At 64.4% G+C, this 21,367-nt stretch carries 17 protein-coding genes and 1 riboswitch; of the genes, 6 read left to right on the top strand and 11 right to left on the bottom strand.

The features are described from left to right. Positions 1-79: 79 nt before the first annotated feature. From ubiD to ETQ85_RS03340, 7 genes are all read right to left on the bottom strand, one after another. Positions 80-1,552 carry a 4-hydroxy-3-polyprenylbenzoate decarboxylase gene (gene ubiD / locus ETQ85_RS03370; protein WP_148577642.1) on the bottom strand — a complete coding sequence of 491 codons (1,473 nt, stop codon included), beginning with the start codon at positions 1,550-1,552 and terminating at the stop codon, positions 80-82. 84 nt (positions 1,553-1,636) lie between these two features. Then, positions 1,637-2,959 (bottom strand): TolC family outer membrane protein, encoded by a 1,323-nt coding sequence (locus ETQ85_RS03365; protein WP_148577641.1) that lies wholly within the window; start codon positions 2,957-2,959, stop codon positions 1,637-1,639. A gap of 31 nt (positions 2,960-2,990) precedes the next feature. Beyond that, the gene (locus ETQ85_RS03360; RefSeq protein WP_148577640.1) at positions 2,991-3,314 is read right to left on the bottom strand and encodes a rhodanese-like domain-containing protein; all 324 of its coding nucleotides are present in this window, start codon (positions 3,312-3,314) and stop codon (positions 2,991-2,993) included. A 13-nt stretch (positions 3,315-3,327) separates the two neighbouring features. Continuing rightward, positions 3,328-3,981, bottom strand: a complete 654-nt coding sequence (locus tag ETQ85_RS03355; RefSeq protein ID WP_148577639.1) for a protein-L-isoaspartate O-methyltransferase family protein — start codon at positions 3,979-3,981, stop codon at positions 3,328-3,330. 132 nt (positions 3,982-4,113) lie between these two features. Continuing rightward, a complete protein-coding gene (locus ETQ85_RS03350) occupies positions 4,114-7,245 on the bottom strand; it encodes an efflux RND transporter permease subunit (RefSeq protein ID WP_148577638.1) in 3,132 nt (1,043 codons plus the stop codon). Between the two features lie 2 nt (positions 7,246-7,247). Further along, entirely contained in the window at positions 7,248-8,375 is a 1,128-nt protein-coding gene (locus ETQ85_RS03345; RefSeq protein ID WP_148577637.1) for an efflux RND transporter periplasmic adaptor subunit, read from the bottom strand. After that, positions 8,372-9,034, bottom strand: a complete 663-nt coding sequence (locus ETQ85_RS03340; RefSeq protein ID WP_148577636.1) for a TetR/AcrR family transcriptional regulator — start codon at positions 9,032-9,034, stop codon at positions 8,372-8,374. Before ETQ85_RS03340 ends, ETQ85_RS03345 begins: the two co-directional genes overlap by 4 nt. A 142-nt stretch (positions 9,035-9,176) precedes the next feature. On the opposite strand from ETQ85_RS03340, the gene ETQ85_RS03335 reads away from it, so the two are divergent. Both ETQ85_RS03335 and ETQ85_RS03330 read left to right on the top strand, forming a co-directional pair. Then, the gene (locus tag ETQ85_RS03335) at positions 9,177-9,557 is read left to right on the top strand and encodes a PilZ domain-containing protein (RefSeq protein WP_148577635.1); all 381 of its coding nucleotides are present in this window, start codon (positions 9,177-9,179) and stop codon (positions 9,555-9,557) included. A 61-nt stretch (positions 9,558-9,618) separates the two neighbouring features. Then, positions 9,619-9,867, top strand: coding sequence for a hypothetical protein (locus ETQ85_RS03330; RefSeq protein ID WP_148577634.1), 249 nt, complete (start codon positions 9,619-9,621; stop codon positions 9,865-9,867). 19 nt (positions 9,868-9,886) lie between these two features. Here the strand turns inward: ETQ85_RS03330 and ETQ85_RS26560 are convergent, their stop codons facing one another. Both ETQ85_RS26560 and ETQ85_RS03320 read right to left on the bottom strand, forming a co-directional pair. Then, the gene (locus tag ETQ85_RS26560; RefSeq protein ID WP_222862044.1) at positions 9,887-10,057 is read right to left on the bottom strand and encodes a hypothetical protein; all 171 of its coding nucleotides are present in this window, start codon (positions 10,055-10,057) and stop codon (positions 9,887-9,889) included. 144 nt (positions 10,058-10,201) lie between these two features. Further along, positions 10,202-10,663: a hypothetical protein gene (locus tag ETQ85_RS03320; protein ID WP_148577632.1), complete on the bottom strand. Its 462-nt coding sequence runs from the start codon at positions 10,661-10,663 to the stop codon at positions 10,202-10,204. Positions 10,664-10,817: 154 nt separating this feature from the next. Between ETQ85_RS03320 and ETQ85_RS03315 the strand changes: the two genes are divergently transcribed. From ETQ85_RS03315 to ETQ85_RS03305, 3 genes are all read left to right on the top strand, one after another. Beyond that, entirely contained in the window at positions 10,818-12,233 is a 1,416-nt protein-coding gene (locus ETQ85_RS03315; protein ID WP_148577631.1) for an aminotransferase-like domain-containing protein, read from the top strand. A gap of 84 nt (positions 12,234-12,317) precedes the next feature. Next, a complete protein-coding gene (locus tag ETQ85_RS03310) occupies positions 12,318-13,226 on the top strand; it encodes a transporter substrate-binding domain-containing protein (RefSeq protein ID WP_148577630.1) in 909 nt (302 codons plus the stop codon). Between the two features lie 9 nt (positions 13,227-13,235). Beyond that, positions 13,236-16,091 carry a hybrid sensor histidine kinase/response regulator gene (locus tag ETQ85_RS03305; protein WP_148577629.1) on the top strand — a complete coding sequence of 952 codons (2,856 nt, stop codon included), beginning with the start codon at positions 13,236-13,238 and terminating at the stop codon, positions 16,089-16,091. 29 nt (positions 16,092-16,120) lie between these two features. On the opposite strand, the gene ETQ85_RS03300 is transcribed toward ETQ85_RS03305, so the two are convergent. Together ETQ85_RS03300 and ETQ85_RS03295 are read right to left on the bottom strand one after the other, a co-directional pair. Then, the gene (locus ETQ85_RS03300) at positions 16,121-18,682 is read right to left on the bottom strand and encodes an ATP-binding protein (protein WP_148577628.1); all 2,562 of its coding nucleotides are present in this window, start codon (positions 18,680-18,682) and stop codon (positions 16,121-16,123) included. A 16-nt stretch (positions 18,683-18,698) separates the two neighbouring features. Continuing rightward, positions 18,699-20,180 carry a carbonic anhydrase gene (locus tag ETQ85_RS03295; protein ID WP_246128612.1) on the bottom strand — a complete coding sequence of 494 codons (1,482 nt, stop codon included), beginning with the start codon at positions 20,178-20,180 and terminating at the stop codon, positions 18,699-18,701. A 149-nt stretch (positions 20,181-20,329) separates the two neighbouring features. Beyond that, a riboswitch (TPP riboswitch) is annotated at positions 20,330-20,431 on the top strand. Positions 20,432-20,468: 37 nt separating this feature from the next. On the opposite strand from ETQ85_RS03295, the gene ETQ85_RS03290 reads away from it, so the two are divergent. After that, positions 20,469-21,367: phosphomethylpyrimidine synthase ThiC (locus tag ETQ85_RS03290; protein ID WP_187394563.1), on the top strand; the 899-nt coding region annotated here is incomplete at its 3' end.

Here is a 21,367-nt window from a genome sequence, read left to right as displayed (position 1 = left end):
TCCTTTCCCGATCCGACTTTCAAATCATCAAAAGTTGCTTCATGGCCTGCCAGCTAAATGGCGGTGAATACCGAAAAGCTTACAGGCCCAGCTCACCCCACATGGCATCTACCCGTGCCTTCACTGCGGCATCCATCACGATCGGCGTGCCCCATTCCCGGTTGGTTTCCCCCGGCCATTTGTTGGTGGCGTCGAGGCCCATCTTGGACCCAAGACCGGCCACCGGGCTGGCAAAGTCGAGGTAATCGATGGGCGTGTTGTCGACCAGCGTGGTGTCACGGGTGCCGTCCATGCGGGTGGTCAGCGCCCAGATCACTTCCTTCCAGTCGCGGATGTTCACATCATCATCCACCACGATGATGAACTTGGTGTACATGAACTGGCGCAGGAAGCTCCAGATACCGAACATCACCCGCTTGGCGTGGCCCGGGTACTGTTTCTTGATGCTGACGATGGCCAGCCGGTAGGAGCAGCCCTCCGGCGGCAGGTAGAAGTCGACGATCTCGGTGAACTGCTTCTGCAGCAACGGCACGAAGACCTCGTTGAGCGCCACGCCCAGCATCGCCGGTTCGTCGGGCGGCTTGCCGGTGTAGGTGCTGTGGTAGATCGGGTCGCGCCGGCTGGTGATGCGCTCGATGGTGAACACCGGGAATTCCGACTGCTCGTTGTAGTAGCCGGTGTGGTCGCCGTAGGGGCCTTCCAGGGCCATTTCTCCCGGGTGGATCACCCCTTCCAGCACGATCTCGGCCGAGGCCGGCACCTGCAGGTCGGAGCCGATGCACTTCACCAGCTCGGTCTTGGCACCGCGCAGCAGGCCGGCGAACTGGTATTCGGACAGGGAATCCGGCACCGGCGTCACCGCCCCCAGGATGGTTGCCGGGTCGCAGCCGAGCACCACCGCCACCGGGAAGGGCTTGCCCGGGTTGGCCTTCTGGTGCTCGAGGAAGTCGAGTGCCCCACCCCGGTGGGCCAGCCAGCGCATGATGACCTTGTTCGGCCCGAGCACCTGCTGACGGTAAATGCCGAGGTTCTGGCGGTTCTTGTTCGGCCCGCGGGTCACCACCAGGCCCCAAGTAATCAGCGGTGCCACATCGCCGGGCCAGCAGTGCTGGATCGGCAGGCTGGCCAGATCCACATCCTTGCCCTCCTTCACCACCGCCTGGCACGGGGCCGACGACACCGTCTTCGGCGACATGTTGAGCACCTGACGAAACACCGGCAGCTTGTCCCACGCATCCTTGAGGCCCTTGGGCGGCTCCGGCTCCTTCAGAAAAGCCAGCAGCTTGCCCACTTCACGCAACGCGCCCTGCCAGTCGTCGCCACTGACACCCATGCCCAGCGCGACCCGCCGGGGCGTGCCGAAAAGGTTGGCGAGCACCGGCACCGAATGCCCCCTGGGATTCTCGAAGAGAATCGCCGGGCCACCGGCACGCAGCACCCGGTCGCAGATCTCGGTCATTTCCAGGTGCGGATCGACCTCGGTCTTGATCCGCTTGAGTTCGCCGATTTTTTCCAGTTGGGCAATGAAGTCACGCAGGTCGGTGTAGCGCATGGCGGTCAGGAAACGAAAGTAAGGGGTGGGTGAAAAAACCAACGGCCGCGTGAGCGGCCGTTAATGATTGCGGGACGGAGCGTCTTAATCAAGCAGGGTGTTGATGGCCTTGATGTCTTCCTCGCCCAAAGCACCGGCCGCGGCCTTCAGCTTGAGCTGGGCCATCAGGGTGTCGTAGCGAGCCTTGGAGAGCTTTTGCTGGGTATCGTAGAGCTGACTCTGGGCGTTCAGGACGTCGATATTGATGCGCACGCCGACTTCGTAGCCGAGCTTGTTGGCGTCGAGGGCCGAGGTGGACGACACTTGCGCGGCCTCGTAGGCCTTTACCTGGGCCAACCCGCTGGTCACGCCAAGATAAGCCTGGCGGGCGTTCTGGGCCGAGGTGCGGCGAGCAAAGTCCACATCGGCATTGGCCTTGTCACGCAGGGCCGACGCTTCGCGAACGCGGGAACTCACCGCACCGCCCTGAAACAGGGGCAGCGCCACTTGCACGCCGACCACCGCCGAGTCGGTATTGTTGGCCGCAAAATTGGCCAGGGCGTTGGCCGTAGCCGTGTTGCCGTAAGTGGCCACCATATCGACCGTCGGCAGATGTGCCGCACGATTGCGCTCCACTTCACGACCGGCCACTTCAGCGCTGATCTGTGCCGCCTGCACCGCCAGACCGGCACCTTCGGCGGCGGTAACCCACGACTGGATGTCCGCCGGCTCGGGGCGGGTCAGGGCAACGCCCTTGCGCAGCCCCTTCAGCGCGTCCGCTTCCTTGCCGGTCAGAACCAGCAGGGCATGGCGCTTGACGGCCAGGTCGCTCTCGGCAGCCAGCATCTGGGCCGACGACAGATCGGAACGGGACTGGGCTTCATGCACATCGGTGATGGTAACGGTGCCGACCTCGAAACTCTTCCGGGCCAGTGCCAGTTGCTGGACGTTGGCCTGGTTGAGGGCCGCTGCCGAGGCCAGGATGTCCTGCGCAGTGAGGACGTCGAAGTAGGCCTGAGAGGCGCGCAGGGTCAGATCCTGCCGGGCCAGTTGATACTGGGCCTCGGCGAGGGCCACCTGCATCTCGCCCTGCTTGTACTGGACCCAGTTCTGCCAGCGGAACAGGGGCTGGGTGAGCTGCACCAGCCAGCCATTGCTGTTGTAAGCGCGGGAGTTGCTGGACGTGGCGGTATTGACGGTGACATCGTTCCAGTTGGAGTTGCCCGTCAGGCTGAGGGACGGCAACAGGCCAGCCCGCCCCTGCGGGAGCTTCTCGCGACCGGCTTCGAGGGACGCCCGGGCCGCCGCGAGAGTGGCGTCGTAGGACAAGGCATCGCGATAGACCTGCTCCAGGTCTGCTGCGCCCGCTCCCATCGCCATCAGGCTCACCGCCACCGCTACCACACTACGTCCTGCCAGCCGTCTCATTCCGTTCTCCGTCCGTTCTGTCGCACGTATATCAATACTGGGGCATCGCCGGGTCGACCTGGGCGGCCCACTGGGCCACCCCGCCGGCCAGGTTGATCAGGTTGGCGAAGCCCTGATGCTGCAGGAACATCGCCACCTGCATGCTGCGCCCGCCGTGATGGCAGATCACCACGATCTCGGCATCGGGCTCGAGCTCCTGCATGCGCGCCGGCACACTGGCCATTGGCATCAGCACGGAGCCCGGAATCGAGCAGTACTGGAATTCCTGCGGCTCGCGCACGTCGAGCAGAAAGGGCGCCGGACGACTGTCGTCCTTCAGCCACTCGGCCAGTTGCGGGGGGGTGATTTGCTTCATCGTCGGAAATGGCTCAGAACGTGAACTGGCTCTTGCGCGGTGCGTTGCGCATCATCGGAACCAGGTTTTCGAAAAGGGACTCGGTGCGGTATTCACCTTCGGCCACGCAGGTCACCAGTTGGGCGGTCATCAGGGGCGCTTCGCCGACAAAGGCGAACAGGCGACCGCCGACCTTGACCTGCTGCAGCAGGGATTCGGGAATCTGCGGCACACCGCCGGAGACGACAATCAGGTCGTAGGGCGCGCTGCCCGGCCAGCCGCACACGGCATCGCCTTCTTCGACGATGACGTTCTCGACGCCGTAGCGCTTGAGGTTGTCGTGGGCCATGTTGACCAGCGCCGGCTCGATGTCGACGGTACGCACCCAGTCGGCCTTGGCCGCCAGCAGTGCGGCGAAATAGCCAGAACCGGCGCCGACTTCAAGCACCTTGTCGGAACGCTTGACCTGGACGGCCTGCAGGATCTTCCCCTCGATCACCGGGACCAGCATGCTGGCGCCATGGCCCAGGGGAATCAGCCCCTCGGACAGGGCCAGCGACTTGTAGGCCTCCGGCACGAACTCCTCGCGGCGGACACTCATCAGCAGATCGAGCACGCCAAAATCCAGCACCTCCCAGGGGCGGACCTGCTGCTCGACCATGTTGAACCGTGCTTGTTCGAAATTCATTATGTGACTCCCGGGTTAATATTAGCACAAGCTAATATTTATGATCTGCGCGCGTGAATGGTTGCGAAAAAACTTTCGAATTTTAGCGTACTTGTGCATCGCACAGATCATCCACATCAGCCGGGGCCCTGATCAGGCCCGCTTCACGCGATACCATGCGGCATACAGGGCCGGCACGAAGAGCAGCGTCAGCAGCGTGGCAACCATCAAGCCCCCCATGATGGCCACCGCCATCGGCCCGAAAAAGGCGCTGCGGGTCAGCGGAATCATCGCCAGCACTGCCGCCGCCGCCGTCAGCGCAATGGGGCGCAAACGACGCACCGCCGACTCGACGATGGCGTTCCAGATCGACAGGCCCTTCTCCACGTCCTGCTCGATCTGATCCACCAGGATCACCGAATTGCGCATGATCATGCCGAACAGCGCGATGGTCCCGAGCATGGCCACAAAGCCGAAAGGCTGGTTGAAGAGCAGCAGGAACAACACCACCCCGATCAGCCCCAGCGGCGCCGTGAGGACCACCATGGTGGTCCGCGAGAAACTGCCCAGCTGAACCATCAGCACCGTAAACACCACCGCAAAGAAAATCGGGAAGCCGGCATTCACCGAACTCTGCCCCTTGGCGCTCTCCTCCACCGCACCGCCGGTTTCGATGCGATAGCCAGCCGGCAGCTTCGCCTTGATCGGCGCCAGCAGCGGCTCGATCTGGGCCGTGACGGTCGGCGCCTGGATGCGGCTGTCGTAGATCTGGCCGCGCACGGTGATACTCGGTTCCCGGTTGCGTCGCCACACCAGGCCCTGCTCGAAGGCGTAGCTGACGGTGGCCACCTGGCCCAGCGGCACCGACTTGCCGGCCCGCGTCGGAATCGACAACTCGGCGACCAGCGACAGACGATCGCGCTCGAACGCATCGCCGCGCAGCACCACGTCAATCGACTCGATACCTTCCCGGTAGCTGGTCGCCGTCAGGCCGCGCGTCGAGGTGTTGAGAAAGTTGGCCACATCCTGCGTCGACAATCCGAGCAGGCGCGCCTTGTGCTGATCCACCTCGACCCGCAGAACCTTCGATTGCTCGTCCCAGTCGAGTTGCACGTCGGACAGGTTGTTGTTTTCACGCATCACCGCCGCCACTTCGGCGGCCAGCTTGCGCACCGTCGGAATGTCCGGCCCGTTCACCCGGAACTGCACCGGAAAACCCACCGGCGGACCGTTTTCAAGCCGGGCAATGTTGGCCCGCAGGTTCGGAAAGTCGTGCTTGAAGAGTTCGATCATCCGCTCTCGCAGGGCCTCCCGGGCCGGAATGCTGTCGGTGAGAATCACGAACTGGGCAAAGTTGGGTGCCGGCAGTTGCTGGTCCAGCGGCAGGTAGAAACGCGGGCTGCCGGAGCCCACGTAGGCCACGTAGTTCTGGATGCCGGACTCCTTCTTGAGGATGGCTTCGAGCTTCTCCACCTCGGCCTGGGTAGCGCGCAGACTGGAGCCCTCCGGCAGACGCAGATCAATCAGTACCTCCAGCCGGGTCGAGTTGGGGAAGAACTGCTGCTGCACAAAACCGAATCCCACCATCGCCGTCGCAAACAGCGCCAGCGTGGTGCCGATGACCACCCAGCGCTTTGCCACGCACCAGTCCACCAGGGCGCGGAAGCGGTTGTAAAACGGAGTGCGGAAGACGGCATCCTCATCGCCATCGATGTGCGGATCGCCCAGGCCAATGCGGTCCTTGAAGGCGTCCAGACGCGGGAAGCGCCGGCCGAGCCAGCTCGGCTTCTTCGGCCCGCGGGGGTCCGGCAGCAGCACGTAGCCCAGGTAGGGCACCACGATCACCGCCGCCAGCCACGAGGCCAGCAAGGCGATGGCATTCACCTGGAAGATCGAGCGGGTGTACTCGCCGGTAGACGATTGCGCCGTGGCGATCGGCAAAAAGCCGGCCACTGTCACCAGCGTGCCGGAGAGCATCGGCCCGGCCGTGCTGGTATAGGCGAAGGCCGCCGCACGACTGCGCTCCCAGCCCTGCTCCATCTTCACCAGCATCATCTCGACGGCGATGATGGCATCGTCCACCAGCAGGCCAAGGGCCAGGATCAGCGCACCCAGCGAAATCTTGTGCAGGCCCACATCGAACAGGCGCATGCCGAAGAAGGTCACGCCCAGTACCAGCGGAATCGACAGGGCCACCACCAGCCCGGTACGCAGCCCCAGCGAGAAGAAGCACACCAGCAGCACGATGATGACCGCCTCGGCCAGCGAGTGGATGAACTCGCTCACCGAACGCTGCACCGCCTCCGGCTGACTGGACACCTCGGTCAGCTCCAGACCCACCGGCAGTTGTGCCTGGAGGCGCGCCACGGTTTCCTTGAGGCTGCCGCCCATGGCGATGATGTCGCCACCCTTGGTCATCGACACGCCAAGACCGAGGGCATCCTGCCCCTGGAAGCGGAAGCGCGGCGCCGGCGGCTCGACGAAGCCACGCGCCACCGTGGCGATGTCGCCGATGCGGAACTCCCGCCCGCCAGCCCGGATGCGCGTCTCGCGGATGCCCTCGACAGTGTCGTAGGCACCGCTGGGACGCAGGTAAATGCGCTCACCCTTCGTTTCGAAGTAACCGCCCGGCGCCACCGCGTTCTGGCGGGCCAGCGCGTCGGTCACCGTCTGCACATCAAGGCCGAGGGTCGCCAGCTTGGTGTTGGACAGCTCCACGTAGATGCGCTGCTCCTGCTCACCGATCAGCTCCACCTTGGCCACGCTGGGCACGCGCAGCAATTCGGCGCGGATTTTCTCGCTCTCGGCCTTGAGCCTGGCGTAGTCGAAGCCGTCGCCGGTCAGCGCGTAGATGTTGCCGAAGACGTCACCGAATTCATCGTTGAAGAACGGCCCGCGGGTGCCGGTCGGCAGCGTGCCCTTGATATCGCCGATCTTCTTGCGCACCTGGTAGAAGACGTCGGGCACCTCCCTGGTCGGGGTCGAATCCTTGGCCACAAACAGCACCACCGACTCGCCGGGACGGGAATAGCTGCGCAGGATGTCCACGAAGGGCACTTCCTGCAGCTTCTTCTCGATGCGGTCGGTAACCTGCTCTTCCACTTCGCGGGCCGACGCGCCCGACCATTCGGTACGCACCACCATCACCTTGAAGGTGAAGGGCGGATCTTCCGACTGGCCGAGCTTCTGGTAGGACATGACGCCGATCAGCGCCAGCGCGACGATCAGGTAGCGCACCAGCGGCTGGTGCCGCAGGGCCCATTCAGACAGATTGAAACGCTTCACGCTCAGGCTCCCGTCTTGACGGCAAGCGGCGCTGCCGGCGCCGTTGCCGGCGTGGCGGAGCTGACCGGCTGCAGCAACTGCCCGGCGACGATCTTATGCACGCCAGCCACCGCGATGGTTTCCCCCGGCTGCACACCGCCGGCAAGCAGCACCCCGTCTTCCCGGTACTGGCGCACGCTCACCTTGCGCAACACCGGCTTGACCAGCGCGCCTTCGGCCTGCATCACCCACACGGCGCTGCCGCCCTCATGCTCGAAAACCGCACTGATCGGCACCAGCAGCGCGCCCGCTGCGGCCGCGGCATCGGGCAGGATCACATTGGCGGTCATGCCCAGTTGCACCGCCGGCCCCGGATTGATGATGCTCACGCGCACCGCGTAGGTTCGGGTCGCCGCATCGGCGCTCGGCGCAATCTCGCGCACCTTGCCCTGCAGCGCCACGTCCGGCTGGCTCCACAGGCGGATCTCGATGTCCCTGACCGCACGCAACGCGGAGATGCGGCTTTCCGGCACGGCGATCAGCACTTCGCGCTCTCCGTCCCGGGCCAGCTTCATGACCACTGCCGAATCCTTCACCACCTGCCCGACCTCAACGCTCACCGCGGTGATCACGCCAGCCTGATCGGCCACCAGGCTCGTGTAGGCGGTCTGGTTACCGGCCACGGTAGCCTGGGCGCGGGCCTGCTCGACGCGGGCCGCCGCCGACGTGAAGGTGGACTCCTTGGCATCCAGCACACTGCGGCTGACGAAGTTCTTGCCTACCAGATCCCGATAACGCTCCATCTCGGCCTTGGCAAAAGCGTACTCGTTGCGGGCCGCGGCCAACTGGGCGCGCGCCGCTTCGGCATTGAGGCCGACATCCGCCGGATCGAGACGGGCCAGCACCTGACCAGGCTTCACCACCGCCCCCACATCCACCTTGCGTTCGACGACCTTGCCAGAGATGCGGAAAGCCAGATCCGACTCATAACGGGCACGCACCTCACCGGAATACAAAGCCCCTGCCGACACCGACGACAGGGCCAGCTTGTGCACCATCACGGGCCGTGGCGCCTCGACGACCGGTGCGGGCTTGGAGCAGGCTGCAAGCACTGCCAGGGCAACTGCACTGAGGAAAAGATTCCGCTTCATTCTTTGGGCTCCTGCCGGGGGGCGACCAGCAGGCCGCGGAAAATCAGATCGAAATAGGTATCGAAGTAACTGTCGGATATCTGATGCGGCGCCTCGCAACCGACGAGGCAGCTGGCCATGGAGTTTTTCCACACGGACAGCATCAGCAGGGGAAAGAACATCAACTGGCTCAAAGGCTCCACGTCGAGGGAACGGAAAATCCCCTTGTCGACGCCCAGCGTGATGACCCGCCTGAGCAGCGTCATCCAGCGCACGATCACCGCCTCATGGTGATAGCGCGCCACCTCCGGAAAGTTGCCGGCCTCGGCGATGATGAGCTTGCCGATCCCGCCGAGGTCGGTCGCCCCGACCTTGGTCCACCAGCCCCGCAGGATTTCCCGCAGCAGACGCTCGGGATCGTCACCAAGGATTTCCAGGCGAGCCTCGAACTCCTCGAAAATGGGCACCCCCCCCTCCTCGATCACCGACTTGAAGAGGGCTTCCTTGCTGTCGAAATACAGATACAGCGTGCCTTTCGACACGCCGGCCCGCGCGGCCACTTCATCCAGGCGGGTGGCGGCGAAACCTTTTTCGATGAACAGGGACAAGGCGGCGGCAGCGAGCTCGGCCGGACGGGCCTCCTTGCGACGCTGCCGGCGGGTGGATTCGGGTTCGGTCATGACACTCCTGAATTAATGACTGACTAGTCAGTTATTAATTCTGAAGGGAGACTGGCAACTTGTAAAGGTGATATTCGGTGCCGTGGGCCGCCGCGATGGCTATCATTCATGTCAGGTTTTCAACACATGAAGGACGAGACGCATGACCGCCGAACAACGCCGAAGGTTTAACCGGGTGCAGTTCCATGAGGGCGCCAGCCTGCTACTGGCAGATCGCCGGTTTGCCTGCGAGGTACGCGATCTTTCCCTGAAAGGGGCCTTGCTGGCCTGCCCCGGTGCCTCATCGGCACGGCGTGGCGACAGCTGCGAGCTGATCCTCGCCCTCGCCGCCGATGGCGGGGAAGTGGTGGCGATGAAGGGCGAAATCGCCCATGTCGCCACCACCGCAGACAACGTTCAAGTCGGCCTGGTGTGCCGGGAAATCGACATCGACAGCATCACCCACCTGCGCCGTCTGGTCGCCCTCAACCTGGGTGATGAGCAGGTGCTCGAACGCGAACTGGCGGCACTGATCCGGGAATGACACGCAGCCGTTGCACGTCGCGATGGTAGATTGAGGCCTTGATCAAATTCAGAGGTGGCACATGAAAAAACTGCTGGTCAGCATCAAGCTGGAAATGGAAGTCCCGGATGACTGGATTCTGGAAAAGACCGCGGACGGCGCCGATGTCCTGAACATGGGCAACGGCTCCTTCCTCGACATGAGCTTCGAACCCCTCGTCACCGACGACAAGAGCGGCACCTGGACGGACAACTACGACGACGAGTTTGCGAACCTGGTGCTCGACATGGTGCGCAGCGAAGAGACCGAGATGAAGCTGATGCTCTCGTAATGGCCCGCAACGCCCGGTCTCAAACCGGGCGTCTAAAAGCCGCACAAACGCCGGTCAGCCGGGTCGGCTTGCCCCCCATCGCCAAATCTGGCCGGCCACAGTGATCAATCAGTATCTGCGCCCCCGAAGCCAGCAGACGGGCCCTCTCACCCACCAGTTGCGGGCCGGCCACCTGAATCTGGACGAACATGCCCAGCTCGGCCAGACGACGAAACAGCCCGTCGGCGTTACGGTAGAACGCCGACCCACGCGCGGGAACATCTGAAGAAAATCGAGGCGCCACTGCGGCCCAAGTCCCGGCCACTCGTCCATCCGGGCGTGGCTGCGCAGGGGCTCAACGCATCGTCACGCGCGCCCCGGCGGGCACCAGTACCGCAGCCCCCACCAGCGCCTCGTAGGGCCGCACCGCGCTCCACACCTCCAGTTGCCCGGCACCGTTGGTGGCGAGGCGCTCGAGACGCACCCCCTGCGGCGGCGCCCAATGTCCCAGCAGGTGGCCATTGAAGCCGTCGTGCACATCCAGCCCGGAATCCGCCAGCACCCACACCCGGCGGCTGGCCCGCTGCAGATGCACGGCCAGCACCTTGCCCCGCTGGGCGCTGCGCAGGGTCGCCAGCGGCGTGACGCCACGGCTTACGTCGAGCACCTGCACTGCACCACTGCCCGGTGCAGCGAGCAGCACCCACTTCAGATCCGCCGCATAGAACTCCACGCCTCCCTTGCCGACAGCCGCCACCGGCACGGCAAACAACGCCACAGCAAACACGCAAAGCAAGCTGGCAAAAAGGCGGGGCATGGCAGGACTCCTTCATGAACAGCATCGACGGAACCTGACAATAACGGACAATTCTTCACACCCACAGATACACTATCCAGACAAACCGCCATCCCGTACCGGCCACCGCAGCCCCTCCGGCCCGGTCGCCCGACCGATACACCGGAGCCGCCCCATGCTGAACCTCGTTCTCTCTGCCGACAACGCCACCCCGCTGGTGGACCAGATCGTCAGCGCCATCCGCACCCGCATCGACGACCGCGTCCTGCGCCCCGGCGCACGCCTGCCGCCAATCCGCCAGTTCGCCGAGCGGTACGGCGTGTCGCGCTTCACCGTCGTCGAGGCCTACGACCGACTGGTCGCCCTCGGCCACCTGCAATCGCGCCGGGGCTCGGGCTTCTACGTGACCAGCCGGCCGCAGCCGGCCCGTGCCGCCAGTGCCGGCGAAGCCATCGAACGGGCCATCGACGCCGCCTGGCTGATGCGCGAAATGGCCCTCGACGGTCCCGAGCGCATCCTCGCCGGCGCCGGCAGCCTGCCCGCCAGCTGGCTCGACGAAGCCGGCGTACTGCGTGCCTTGCGCAGCCTGTCGCGGCGCAGCGACGTGCGCCCGGTGAGCTACGGCAGTGCCCAGGGCTACGCCCCACTACGCGCCCAGCTGCAGGTACGCCTGGCCGAAATCGGCATCGGCGCCACGCCAGAGCAGATCGTCCTCACTTACGGCGTGCACCAGGCGCTGGACATCATCTGCCGCTACTTCCTCAAGCCCGGCGATTGCGTGCTGGTGGACGACCCGGGCTACTGGAACCTCTTCGGCAACCTGCGTCTTTACGGTGTGGCCCTGCTCGGCGTGCCGCGCACCCCGGACGGCCCGGACGTGCAGGCCCTTGAAGCCCTCCTCGCCCACCATCAACCCAAACTCTTCTTCACCCACTCGGTGCTGCACAACCCCACCGGCTGCAACCTGTCGCCAGCCACCGCCTTTCGCATCCTGCAACTGGCCGAGAAGCACGACTTCATGGTGGTGGAAGATGACATCTACGGCGACATCGCCCCCGATGCCGCCACCCGCATGGCCAGTCTCGACCAGTTGTCGCGGGTGATCTACACGGCCAGCTTCTCCAAAACCATCTCCGGCAACCTGCGGGTCGGCTTCCTGGCTTGCCGGCCGGACCTGGCGCATTTATTTACCGACGTGAAGATCGTCTCGATGATGTCGTCCGCCGAGCTGTCCGAGCAACTGGTCCACCAACTTCTCACCGACGGCCACTACCGCAAGCTCCTCGACCGCCTCAAGGGCCGCCTCGTCGATGCCACCGGGCAAGCCCTGCGCATGCTCGAACGGGTCGGTCTCAAGCCCGACCCCGAACCCCGCGGCGGCCCCTTCGTGTGGGCCCGGGTGCCGGGCCTGAGCGACACCGCCGTACTGGCCCGAAGCGCCACACGAGAGGGCATCCTGCTTGCACCGGGCAATGTCTTCCGGCCCCAGAACCAGCCCTCCGGCTACCTGCGCTTCAACGTCGGCTTCTGCGTCCACGAACGCCTGGAACGCTTCCTCGGCGAACGCCCCGACGGAATTATTCCCACATAAAGATTCCGCCCAACAACCCGTTAAGCATCGGGGGCAGCACCCTCCATATCCTTCTGCGACCGCCGGAATCACAGGGAGAAAAACATGTCGGAATCGTTCTGCAGCTCACCCGGACGACGGCGCACCCTGGCGCTCACCCTCCTCTTCTTCATGCACGGCGCCTTCGCCGACGACCTCAAGGAAATTCGGGAACGCGGCGTCCTGCGCCATCTGGGCGTGCCCTACGCCAACTTCATCACCGGCAGCGGTGACGGCCTCGATGTCGAGATCGTCCAGAAGTTCGCCCACCACCTCGGCGTACGTTACGAATACGTTCCCAGCACCTGGCCCAACCTCATCAGCGACCTGACCGGCAAACACATCGAGTACACACCCGTTCCCCGCGAAACCGCCAATCGCCCGGTGCGCGGCGACATCATCGCCAGCGGCCTCACCGTTCTGCCGATCCGCAAAAAATTCATCGACTACTCCGACCCCACCTTCCCCTCCGCCGTCTGGCTGCTCGCCCGCCCCCAGTCTTCCGCCCAGCCGATCAAACCGACCGGCAAGCGTGACCTGGACATCAAGGCCACCAAAGCGATGATGAAACGCGGCGCCACCTTCGTCATGGACAACGTCTGCCTTGATCCGAAACTCTATGATCTGGAGGGCAAGGGCCTGCAACTCAAGCGCTTCACCGGCAGTCTCAACGTCAATGACATCGTCCCGGCGGTGGTCAAGGGCGAAGCCGACATGACCCTGCTCGACGTCCCCGACATCATGATCGCCATCGAAAAATGGCCCGGCCAGCTCAAGGTCATCGGGCCGATTTCCGACGAACAGCGCATGGCCGCCGCTTTCCGCAAGAGTTCACCCGAACTGCGCGAGGCCTTCAACCGCTTCCTCGCCGGCATCAAGGAGGATGGAACCTACATGCGGCTGGTCAAAAAATACTTTCGGGTCGCCCCGCGGTATATGCCGGGCTTCTTCGAGGGCATTCCGATCAAGGACTGAGCCTCGACCATGTCCGCCGACGAGCCCCTGCTGAAGCGCTACCGCAAAAGCGCCATCGCGTTCGCGATCTTCATTGCCTATGCAGTGGGGCTGCTCTTCTACAACCTGGGCCTGCAGCAGCGCCTGGAGCAAAATCTCCTCGATGCCGCCCGCCTCGAACTCGAAAAGGAAGCCGGCGGCCTCTCGTACTACTTTTCCGAGCGCCGCAACGACCTGGCCGATCTGGCCGCTTCCGAGGTCGTCGCCAACTATTTCTCCAGCCACGATCTGGGCATGAGCGTCGAATATGGCCTGAGCATCAACATCCAGGCCGTAGCGGACAAGTTCGAGCATCTTCTGGAACAAAAGCGCCTGGGCGCCGTGCGCATCTACGGGCACATGGCCCTCATCGACGTCACGGGGCAACTCATCGGCCAGTCCGGCGCTGGCCAGCAGGACTGGCGTGAAGACTTCACCCACCTCGCTCCCCAACTGAACGACACACCGAACGTCACCCTGCTGACCTCCGGCGACCAGCTTCGCTTCAGCAGCCCGGTGCGGCTCAAGGAAAAACTGCGCGGTTATGTGATCGCTTACAGCCCGGTCATCGCCCTCGAGAGCCGCAGCGCCACACCAGCCCCGCGACGCCCTGAAGCCATCCTGGTCACCGCCACCGGCGAGCCCGTCTCGAAGATCGACCCGGAGGTCTTCTTCCGCCCTGAGCTAACCCAGCTGTTTGCCGGCATGCGCTTCAACGACACCCGCCAGAACCTGGACCTGCCCACGACTGGCCAGGACCGGGCCATCGCCGCGATCAAGCAGGGCATCGAGGGCTCGCCCCTGTCCCTCGCCGCCCTCATCACCAAACGGGAACTCGAAGCCCAGTCGATCCCCTCCCTGCTGCTGGTCGCCGTGGGCGCAATCCCCCTCGCCGCCCTGTTCATCGTGATTCTCGAACTGCGCCAGCGCCGCCGGGCCGAGCAGGCCAATGAAAACGCCCGCACCGAGGCCGAGCGGCTGGCCCGCGTACGCAGTGAATTCCTGGCCAACATGAGCCACGAGATCCGCACGCCCCTCAACGCCATTCTCGGCCTGGCCCAACTCGGCCAGCTCGGCTCCAGCGGACGCCGGGCCGAGCAGCACTTCGTGCGCATCATCGAATCCGGACAGCATCTGCTGGCCATCATCAACGACATCCTCGACTACTCGAAGATTGAAGCCGGCAAACTGAGCGTGGAGCGCATCGGTTTCGATCCGGGCCATGTCATCGACAGCGCCGTCACGCTCACTGCCGAGCGAGCCTTCTCCAGCGGCCTGGACTTCCGCGTGATCGAAGAGCCCCTGCCGATCCATTGCGAGGGCGACCCGCTGCGCCTGTCCCAGGTACTGGTCAACCTTCTCGGCAATGCCATCAAATTCACCGAATGCGGCTCGATCACCCTTGATGCCCGGGTGGAAAACGACATGCTGCGCCTGCAGATCAGCGACACCGGCATCGGCATGAGCCCCGAACAGATCGGACGCCTGTTCCAGCCCTTCGAACAGGCCGATGGTTCCACCACCCGACGCTTCGGCGGCACCGGGCTGGGCCTGTCGATCAGCGCCCGCATCGTGGAAGCCATGAGCGGAAGCATTCAGGTTCACAGCACCCCGGAGGCCGGCAGCACCTTCACCGTGCGGATCCCGCTGGTGGCCGCCCGCTTCGACGACAGCCCCCCGCCCGCCGGGCAGCTTGTTCTGGCCGGACTTCCAGGACACGAATCCGGCCCCCTGCTGGCCGGACTGAGCGACCGCGGAATCCACGCCAGCATCATTGACACACCCGCTACGGAGCTTACCGGCAAGGCCACTGTGGTTGTCGATGCACGCCTCGCCGAAGGCTCCAGCACCTGGCGGGAATGGCTGGGCAACTTGCGCGCCAGCGGTCACCGCACAGCCCTGGTCGGGCGGCTCGAAGAGATCGACAGCGCCAGCCTGCAGGACAGCCTGAGCGGACGCCTGCCCCTCCTTGAGCGCCCCCTGCGGGTCCGCCATTTCGTTAATTGCCTGCGCAACCCCGAGGTCATCGCGGCAACCAGGCCCGCCAGCATGCAGCTCGGCGGCTACAGCATCCTCGCCGTGGATGACAACGAGATCAACCGGATGGTCCTGGTCAGCCTGCTGGAAAACGAAGGCGCCCGGGTCGACTGCGAAGCCAGCGGTGCCGACACTCTGGCCCGCCTGCAGCGCAGCCCCGCCAACTACTACGACATCGTCCTCACCGACATCCAGATGCCCGCGATGGATGGCTATGAACTGACCCGTCGCATCCACGCAAACCACCCCGCGCTGCCCGTCCTTGGCCTGACCGCCCATGCCGGCGCCGAAACCCGTGCACGCTGCCTGGCAGCCGGCATTCTGGCCCACATTCCCAAGCCACTGGCCCTGAACGTACTCATCACGGAAATCCAGTTGCACAGCCGCCACCCGGCAACCAACCTGACCGCAAGCGAACCGATGCCTTCTCCCGCCCCTCCAGCGCCCCCGCCGGCAGATAGCCCCCTCCCCACCGGCCTGATCGACTGGAACGCCCTCGAAATCCAGTTCCGGGGCAAGACCAGCTTCGTGACCCGCCTGGCCAGCAAGGCCCTGACGAACTATCAGGCAAGCTCCGTCCGCCTGCATGCCATTGCCGCCGGTGAAGGGGAACTCTCTGAATTGTCGTTTGTGGCCCACAGCATCAAGGGCACCGCCGGAACACTCAAGGCCGCAGCGGTCCATGAACTCGCCACCAGCACCGACCAGGCAGCCCGCGACGGGGCCCCCGCCAGCCGCCAGCTCGCCGGCCAACTGGCCGAGCAGGTGGACGCGATGGTGCGGGAACTGGAAGCCCGCATACGCGAATAGACACGCAAGAGAATCCGGACATCCGATGTTCAGGCAGCATCGCCAGCGCCCTGCAGACTGGCCAGAATCACCGCCACCAACACCTCGGGATCAAGGGGTTTGGTGATGCAGTCGACCATGCCGGAGCGCAGACACAGATCCCGCTCCTCGGCCATGGCATGGGCCGTCTGCCCGATAATCGGCAGGGCCGGAGCCAGCACATGAATACGGCTCGCCGCCTCATGACCATCCATCACCGGCATCATCACATCCATCAGTACCACATCATAGGTAGCGGCCCCATCCTGTTCGATGCGCTCGACGGCCTGCTGGCCGTCATCCACCAGCGTGACGAGTGCCCCCTCAAAAAGCAGCGCATCCTCCAGCACCAACTGGTTGACCGGATTGTCCTCGGCGGCCAGCACGCGAAGCCCCCTCAGGCGCGCGCCCGGACTTCCCGCGGCGGGCACACTTTCCGCAAACTCGCTGGGCACTTCGACAAGAGGCAACGAAACCTCGAAGCGGCTGCCGCGACCCTCGGTGCTGAACACCCGAATCGTGCCGCCGAGCATCTCCACAAGGCGCCGGGTGATCGCCAGCCCCAACCCGGTTCCCCCAAAACGCCGGGTCGTCGAACCGTCAGCTTGCTCGAAGGGCACGAACAGGCGGGCCAGTTGCTCCTCGCTCATGCCGATGCCGGTATCGGTCACCCACAATTTCAGACGCCGGCCATCGCGCCTGGCCAACAGGGCCACCTCGCCCGCAGCCGTAAACTTGATCGCATTGGAAAGCAGGTTGGTCAAAATCTGGTTGAGCCGCAGGGAATCGCTCAGACAGGCCGCGGGAAGATCCGGCGCGAGTTCAAGGCGCAAAACCAGCCCCTTCTCAGTAGCCCGGTCGCACATCGACTCAACGGCCAGGGACAAGGTTTGCGGCAGACTGACCGGCACCGACTCGATACCGAGCTTGCCCGCCTCGATCTTCGAAAAATCGAGGACATCGTTGATGATGCCCAGCAGCAGCTTGCCGGACTCCAGGATGCGCCCGAAGATCACATGGGCCGGCGTAGCGGGCGCACTGTCGCGAAAACCGATCTGCGCCAGGCCGAGCACACCGTTAAGCGGAGTACGGATTTCGTGGCTCATGTTGGCGACAAACTCCGACTTGGCCCGACTCGCCTCCACAGCCTGCTCCTTGGCCCGCAGCAGCGCTTCGCGGGCCTCCTCGGCCTCGGAAATATCCGTGCAACTGCCTATCCATTGCACCACCGCACCAGCGTCATCCCGCTGGGCCACCGCCCGGCTGTCGAACACCCGCCAGACCCCGTCGTGACGACAAATGCGGCACTGGGACTGGAACTCCCCACCGGCAGCAGCCACATGCCACGCGGCACGCATCGGTACACGGTCATCCGGATGCACCAGCCCCCGCCAGGACTTGTCCGCGAGCAGCTCCGCCACCGGCCGGCCGGTAAATTCATGCCAGTGATGACTCAAGTACTCGATGCTCCCATCGCTGCGGCCAACCCACACCATTTGAGGCAGACCATCGGTCAGGGTACGGAAACGGGCTTCCGACACGGTCAGGGCCGACACGGAGTGACGCAGATCGGCCTCGGCCGCCAGCACCTTGGTCATGGCCTCGTCGCGACGCAGCCAGGAACGTCGCAAGGCCACGCACAGCGTCAACAAGCCCCCGGCGAGAATCGCCAGAAACCCACCGGCAACCAACCGCTCCTGCTTCCACGGCGCCAGGTAGTCCTCCCGGGCCAGGCCAACGAGAATATAAACGGGATAATTGCCGACCCTGCGAAAGGAATGGGTACGCAACTGACCATCCACAGTGCTGACGTTCTGATAGGTCGCTTGGGACTTGCCGGCATCGAGGGCCTCGATCGTTTGCGGCGCAGAGAGGATCACCACCTTCTCGTCAAGCAGTTCGGCCCGGTCCGGGTAGCGGATCAGCACCCGGCGTTGCTGATCGAACAGGGTCACCACGCCGTGGGGGCCAACCTTCATCGACGCAAACAGCGCTGCGATGTAGGCCTTGTCCGTATTGGCATAGACCACCCCGCCGAAACTGCCATCCCTGCGGAGCAGCGGATAGGAGAGGGGAAACACCCACTCCCCGCTGACCCGGGACTTGAGAGGCAGGCCAAACACCAACCGCCTGTTCTCCATGGTTTCCCGGAAGAACTGGCGCTCGGCAAGACTGATCCCGCGGGCCGGATCGGCTCCCGCCCCAAAACGCACGATACCGGCCGAGTCCGCCGCGCGAATCGCCACCACATTGGGCAGACGCAACGGCAAGGCTTTCAGGTAGTCAGTAAAGGCCCCGGCGGGAAAGGGACTAAGTTCGTCGAGCCGGCGAAATTCGTCGGCAGCGCTCTGCAAAGCCAGATCCTCGGCCTGAAAATGGGCATTGAGGAAATGCTCCAGGCTGAGGGCCAGGTTCTCAAGATTCTCTTCTGCACTCGCCTGATGCCGCCGGTAACTCTCGTCGAGCGTATAACAGACGAAGGCCGTAACCAGCCCCAGTCCACAGAGCACCGCCGTTACGAGTATCCGGAAGGACTGCCCGGATCCGGCCTGGACGCCAGTGCTGCCGGGCATGTCAAAGCCCCCCGATTCAACGCGACTCCTTGATCAGTCGTCCGCGAATCGACTGCACCGGCCGGGCATTCATCGGGTAAAGCCGCGAGAAGATGCTGATCTGCTCCGCCGACACCTGCGCCGGCTGCTTCATCACCATCCACAACACACCCTCGCTGCACGGCGGCGTGGTCAGCGAACCCATGTAGGTGTAGTAGTTGCGCTGATCCGGCAGCAACTGGTTGAGGTCAATGGACACACCTTCCGGCGAATAGTCCGAGTTCTTTTCCAGCGGCAGGTTGTTCCACAGGGTCTGCACCAGCGGATGAGCCTGGCCGCGCTCGAGCAGAACCGCAACCACCGCCAGACGGCCGTCGAGATCCTTGTGCACCAGGTGCACCACCATGTCGAACCCCTTGCCGTTGATGCGTTCCTCGGAGGGGCGGTGAAAATGGAACTGGACCAGGTCGTACATGCGCCCCATCACCGACATCGTGTTGCCCTGCCCCAGGTTCACCTGGATGGTGTGGCCATTGTCGACGACGCGGAATTCGGACTGGCGATACTCAAAGCGAATCGGCTCCAGCTCGACCTTGATGCCTTCCCGGATATCGATCGGCGACTGCCTCTCGCCGGTGCCACACAACTGCCATTCCGGCTTCAGGCTGGCCCAGTTGGGGGGGCCACCGTCGCCGTCGTAACTCCAGTGAATCTCGTGATGTGCCAGCGGCGTACCCGGCGCTGCCGGGCCATGGCCGGCACGGGCCTCGCCCTGCATCACCGGCGAACGGACCACCCGCGGCCGCGGGCGGGGCGCCGGCACATAAACCGGTACACGCTGCACTTCCGGCGGAGCCGCCTCGGCACGGGCATGCCGCTCGGGCGCTTTTTCGACGGGCTCGGCCCTGGGCGGCGGCGCCGGCTTGTCGATGAAATTCTTCTTGATCGGCACTGGCGCATCGACGGGATGCTCCGCCTTGCCCTCGGTCGACACCCGGGTAACTGCCGGCTTCTCGGCGCCCTTGCCCGGACGATAGTCAGCCGGACGCAATTCGGGCTTGCCGGCCTGGGCGGCCTGCGCCGCCTTCGAGGCGTTCTTTGCCAACTGGGAAATATCGGCGATGGCCCCGGCGGGCTTGCACACATCGCGCCACAGTTTTTCATCGACGCTGCCGGCCGCCACCGGCATGTCCTTCTCGACCTTGACCTTCTCGTCCTTGATCACCGCCGAATCGGCGTCCAGATACACCCGCTTGATGGTGGCGAAAGTCTGATTCCGGCAATCGTAGCGATTGAGCGCCTTCACCGCCGTGTAGCCGGCCGTACCCGCCTCGGCGTCGGACAGGACGATCCGCCCCCAGGCCACCTTGGTGCCGGGATCGGATTGCAGGATGCTGGCCCGGTCGAGCTCGATCGTGCGCTTCTTGTCGGACGCGACGGTATGCCAGTCGGCAGCCAGGGCGGAAGTAGTGCCGGCAAGAACCAGCAGGGCAGCGAGGGGACGCATGCGAGAGCGCATGTTTGCTTCTCCGGGAAAGACGCGAGACCGACAACCGGCCAGATGTTCTTTATTTCGGCGCCCCGGGCCCAAAGCTTTAGGAAAACCCCGGAATCAACAAAAACTCCCGCCAAATCTTGCATTTACCAGCCTCTTCCAGTACTTTCCAGCCCATACGTTAGGGGTGCCGGGGCGCATGAGCGCACGGCTGAGACTTACCCTCCGAACCTGATCCGGGTCATGCCGGCGTAGGGAAACGTGGCTCCTGCCGCTTTTCCTTTCCCCGGCGGCCCTCCCCAAGGAGCCTTCATGAACGCCACCGACAAATTCCTCGCCTCGTCCGCCCACGTGGACGAAGCGGCCATCGCGCCGCTGCCCAACTCCCGCAAGATCTACGTCGCAGGCTCGCGCCCGGATGTCCTTGTGCCGATGCGCGAAATCTCGCAAGCCGACACCCCCACCGGCATGGGCGGCGAGCAGAACCCGCCGATCTTCGTCTACGACTGCTCCGGCCCGTATTCCGACCCGGCCGCCAAGATCGACATCCGCTCCGGCCTGCCGGCCGTGCGCCAGGGCTGGATCGAGGAGCGCGGCGACACCGAAGTGCTGCCCGATCTGTCCAGCGAATTCGGCCGCCTCCGCGCCGCCGACCCCAAGCTCGATGAACTGCGCTTCCCCGGCCTGCATCGCAAGCCGCGCCGCGCCCTGCCCGGCAAGAACGTCTCGCAGATGCACTACGCCCGCCAGGGGATCATCACCCCCGAAATGGAATACGTGGCCATCCGCGAGAACATGAACCGCGCCGCTTACCTGGAAAGCCTGCGGAACACCGGCCCGATGGGCGAACGCATGGTCAAGCTGCTCGGCCGCCAGCACAAGGGCCAGGACTTCGGCGCCAGCATCCCCGCCGAGATCACCCCCGAGTTCGTGCGCTCCGAAGTGGCCCGCGGCCGCGCCATCATCCCCAACAACATCAACCACCCGGAATCCGAGCCGATGATCATCGGCCGCAACTTCCTCGTGAAGATCAACGCCAACATCGGCAACTCGGCGCTGGGCTCCTCGATCAACGAGGAAGTGGACAAGATGACCTGGTCCACCCGCTGGGGCGGCGACACCGTCATGGATCTGTCCACCGGCAAGAACATCCACGAAACCCGCGAATGGATCATCCGCAATTCGCCCGTACCGATCGGCACCGTGCCCAT

It is taken from the genome of Zoogloea oleivorans (assembly GCF_008107625.1).
Lineage (GTDB): Bacteria > Pseudomonadota > Gammaproteobacteria > Burkholderiales > Rhodocyclaceae > Zoogloea > Zoogloea oleivorans.
Note: the sequence above shows the minus strand (reverse complement) of the source record. Positions and strands in the feature narration are given on the sequence as shown.

Excerpts from the sequence above, each read along its gene's own strand:
- ubiD (WP_148577642.1), bottom strand. The coding sequence starts at position 1,552 with ATGCGCTACACCGACCTGCGTGACTTCATTGCCCAACTGGAAAAAATC.
- ETQ85_RS03365 (WP_148577641.1), bottom strand. The coding sequence starts at position 2,959 with ATGAGACGGCTGGCAGGACGTAGTGTGGTAGCGGTGGCGGTGAGCCTG.
- ETQ85_RS03360 (WP_148577640.1), bottom strand. The coding sequence starts at position 3,314 with ATGAAGCAAATCACCCCCCCGCAACTGGCCGAGTGGCTGAAGGACGAC.
- ETQ85_RS03355 (WP_148577639.1), bottom strand. The coding sequence starts at position 3,981 with ATGAATTTCGAACAAGCACGGTTCAACATGGTCGAGCAGCAGGTCCGC.
- ETQ85_RS03345 (WP_148577637.1), bottom strand. The coding sequence starts at position 8,375 with ATGAAGCGGAATCTTTTCCTCAGTGCAGTTGCCCTGGCAGTGCTTGCA.
- ETQ85_RS03340 (WP_148577636.1), bottom strand. The coding sequence starts at position 9,034 with ATGACCGAACCCGAATCCACCCGCCGGCAGCGTCGCAAGGAGGCCCGT.
- ETQ85_RS03335 (WP_148577635.1), top strand. The coding sequence starts at position 9,177 with ATGACCGCCGAACAACGCCGAAGGTTTAACCGGGTGCAGTTCCATGAG.
- ETQ85_RS03330 (WP_148577634.1), top strand. The coding sequence starts at position 9,619 with ATGAAAAAACTGCTGGTCAGCATCAAGCTGGAAATGGAAGTCCCGGAT.
- ETQ85_RS26560 (WP_222862044.1), bottom strand. The coding sequence starts at position 10,057 with ATGTTCGTCCAGATTCAGGTGGCCGGCCCGCAACTGGTGGGTGAGAGG.
- ETQ85_RS03320 (WP_148577632.1), bottom strand. The coding sequence starts at position 10,663 with ATGCCCCGCCTTTTTGCCAGCTTGCTTTGCGTGTTTGCTGTGGCGTTG.
- ETQ85_RS03315 (WP_148577631.1), top strand. The coding sequence starts at position 10,818 with ATGCTGAACCTCGTTCTCTCTGCCGACAACGCCACCCCGCTGGTGGAC.
- ETQ85_RS03310 (WP_148577630.1), top strand. The coding sequence starts at position 12,318 with ATGTCGGAATCGTTCTGCAGCTCACCCGGACGACGGCGCACCCTGGCG.
- ETQ85_RS03305 (WP_148577629.1), top strand. The coding sequence starts at position 13,236 with ATGTCCGCCGACGAGCCCCTGCTGAAGCGCTACCGCAAAAGCGCCATC.
- ETQ85_RS03300 (WP_148577628.1), bottom strand. The coding sequence starts at position 18,682 with ATGCCCGGCAGCACTGGCGTCCAGGCCGGATCCGGGCAGTCCTTCCGG.
- ETQ85_RS03295 (WP_246128612.1), bottom strand. The coding sequence starts at position 20,180 with ATGCGCTCTCGCATGCGTCCCCTCGCTGCCCTGCTGGTTCTTGCCGGC.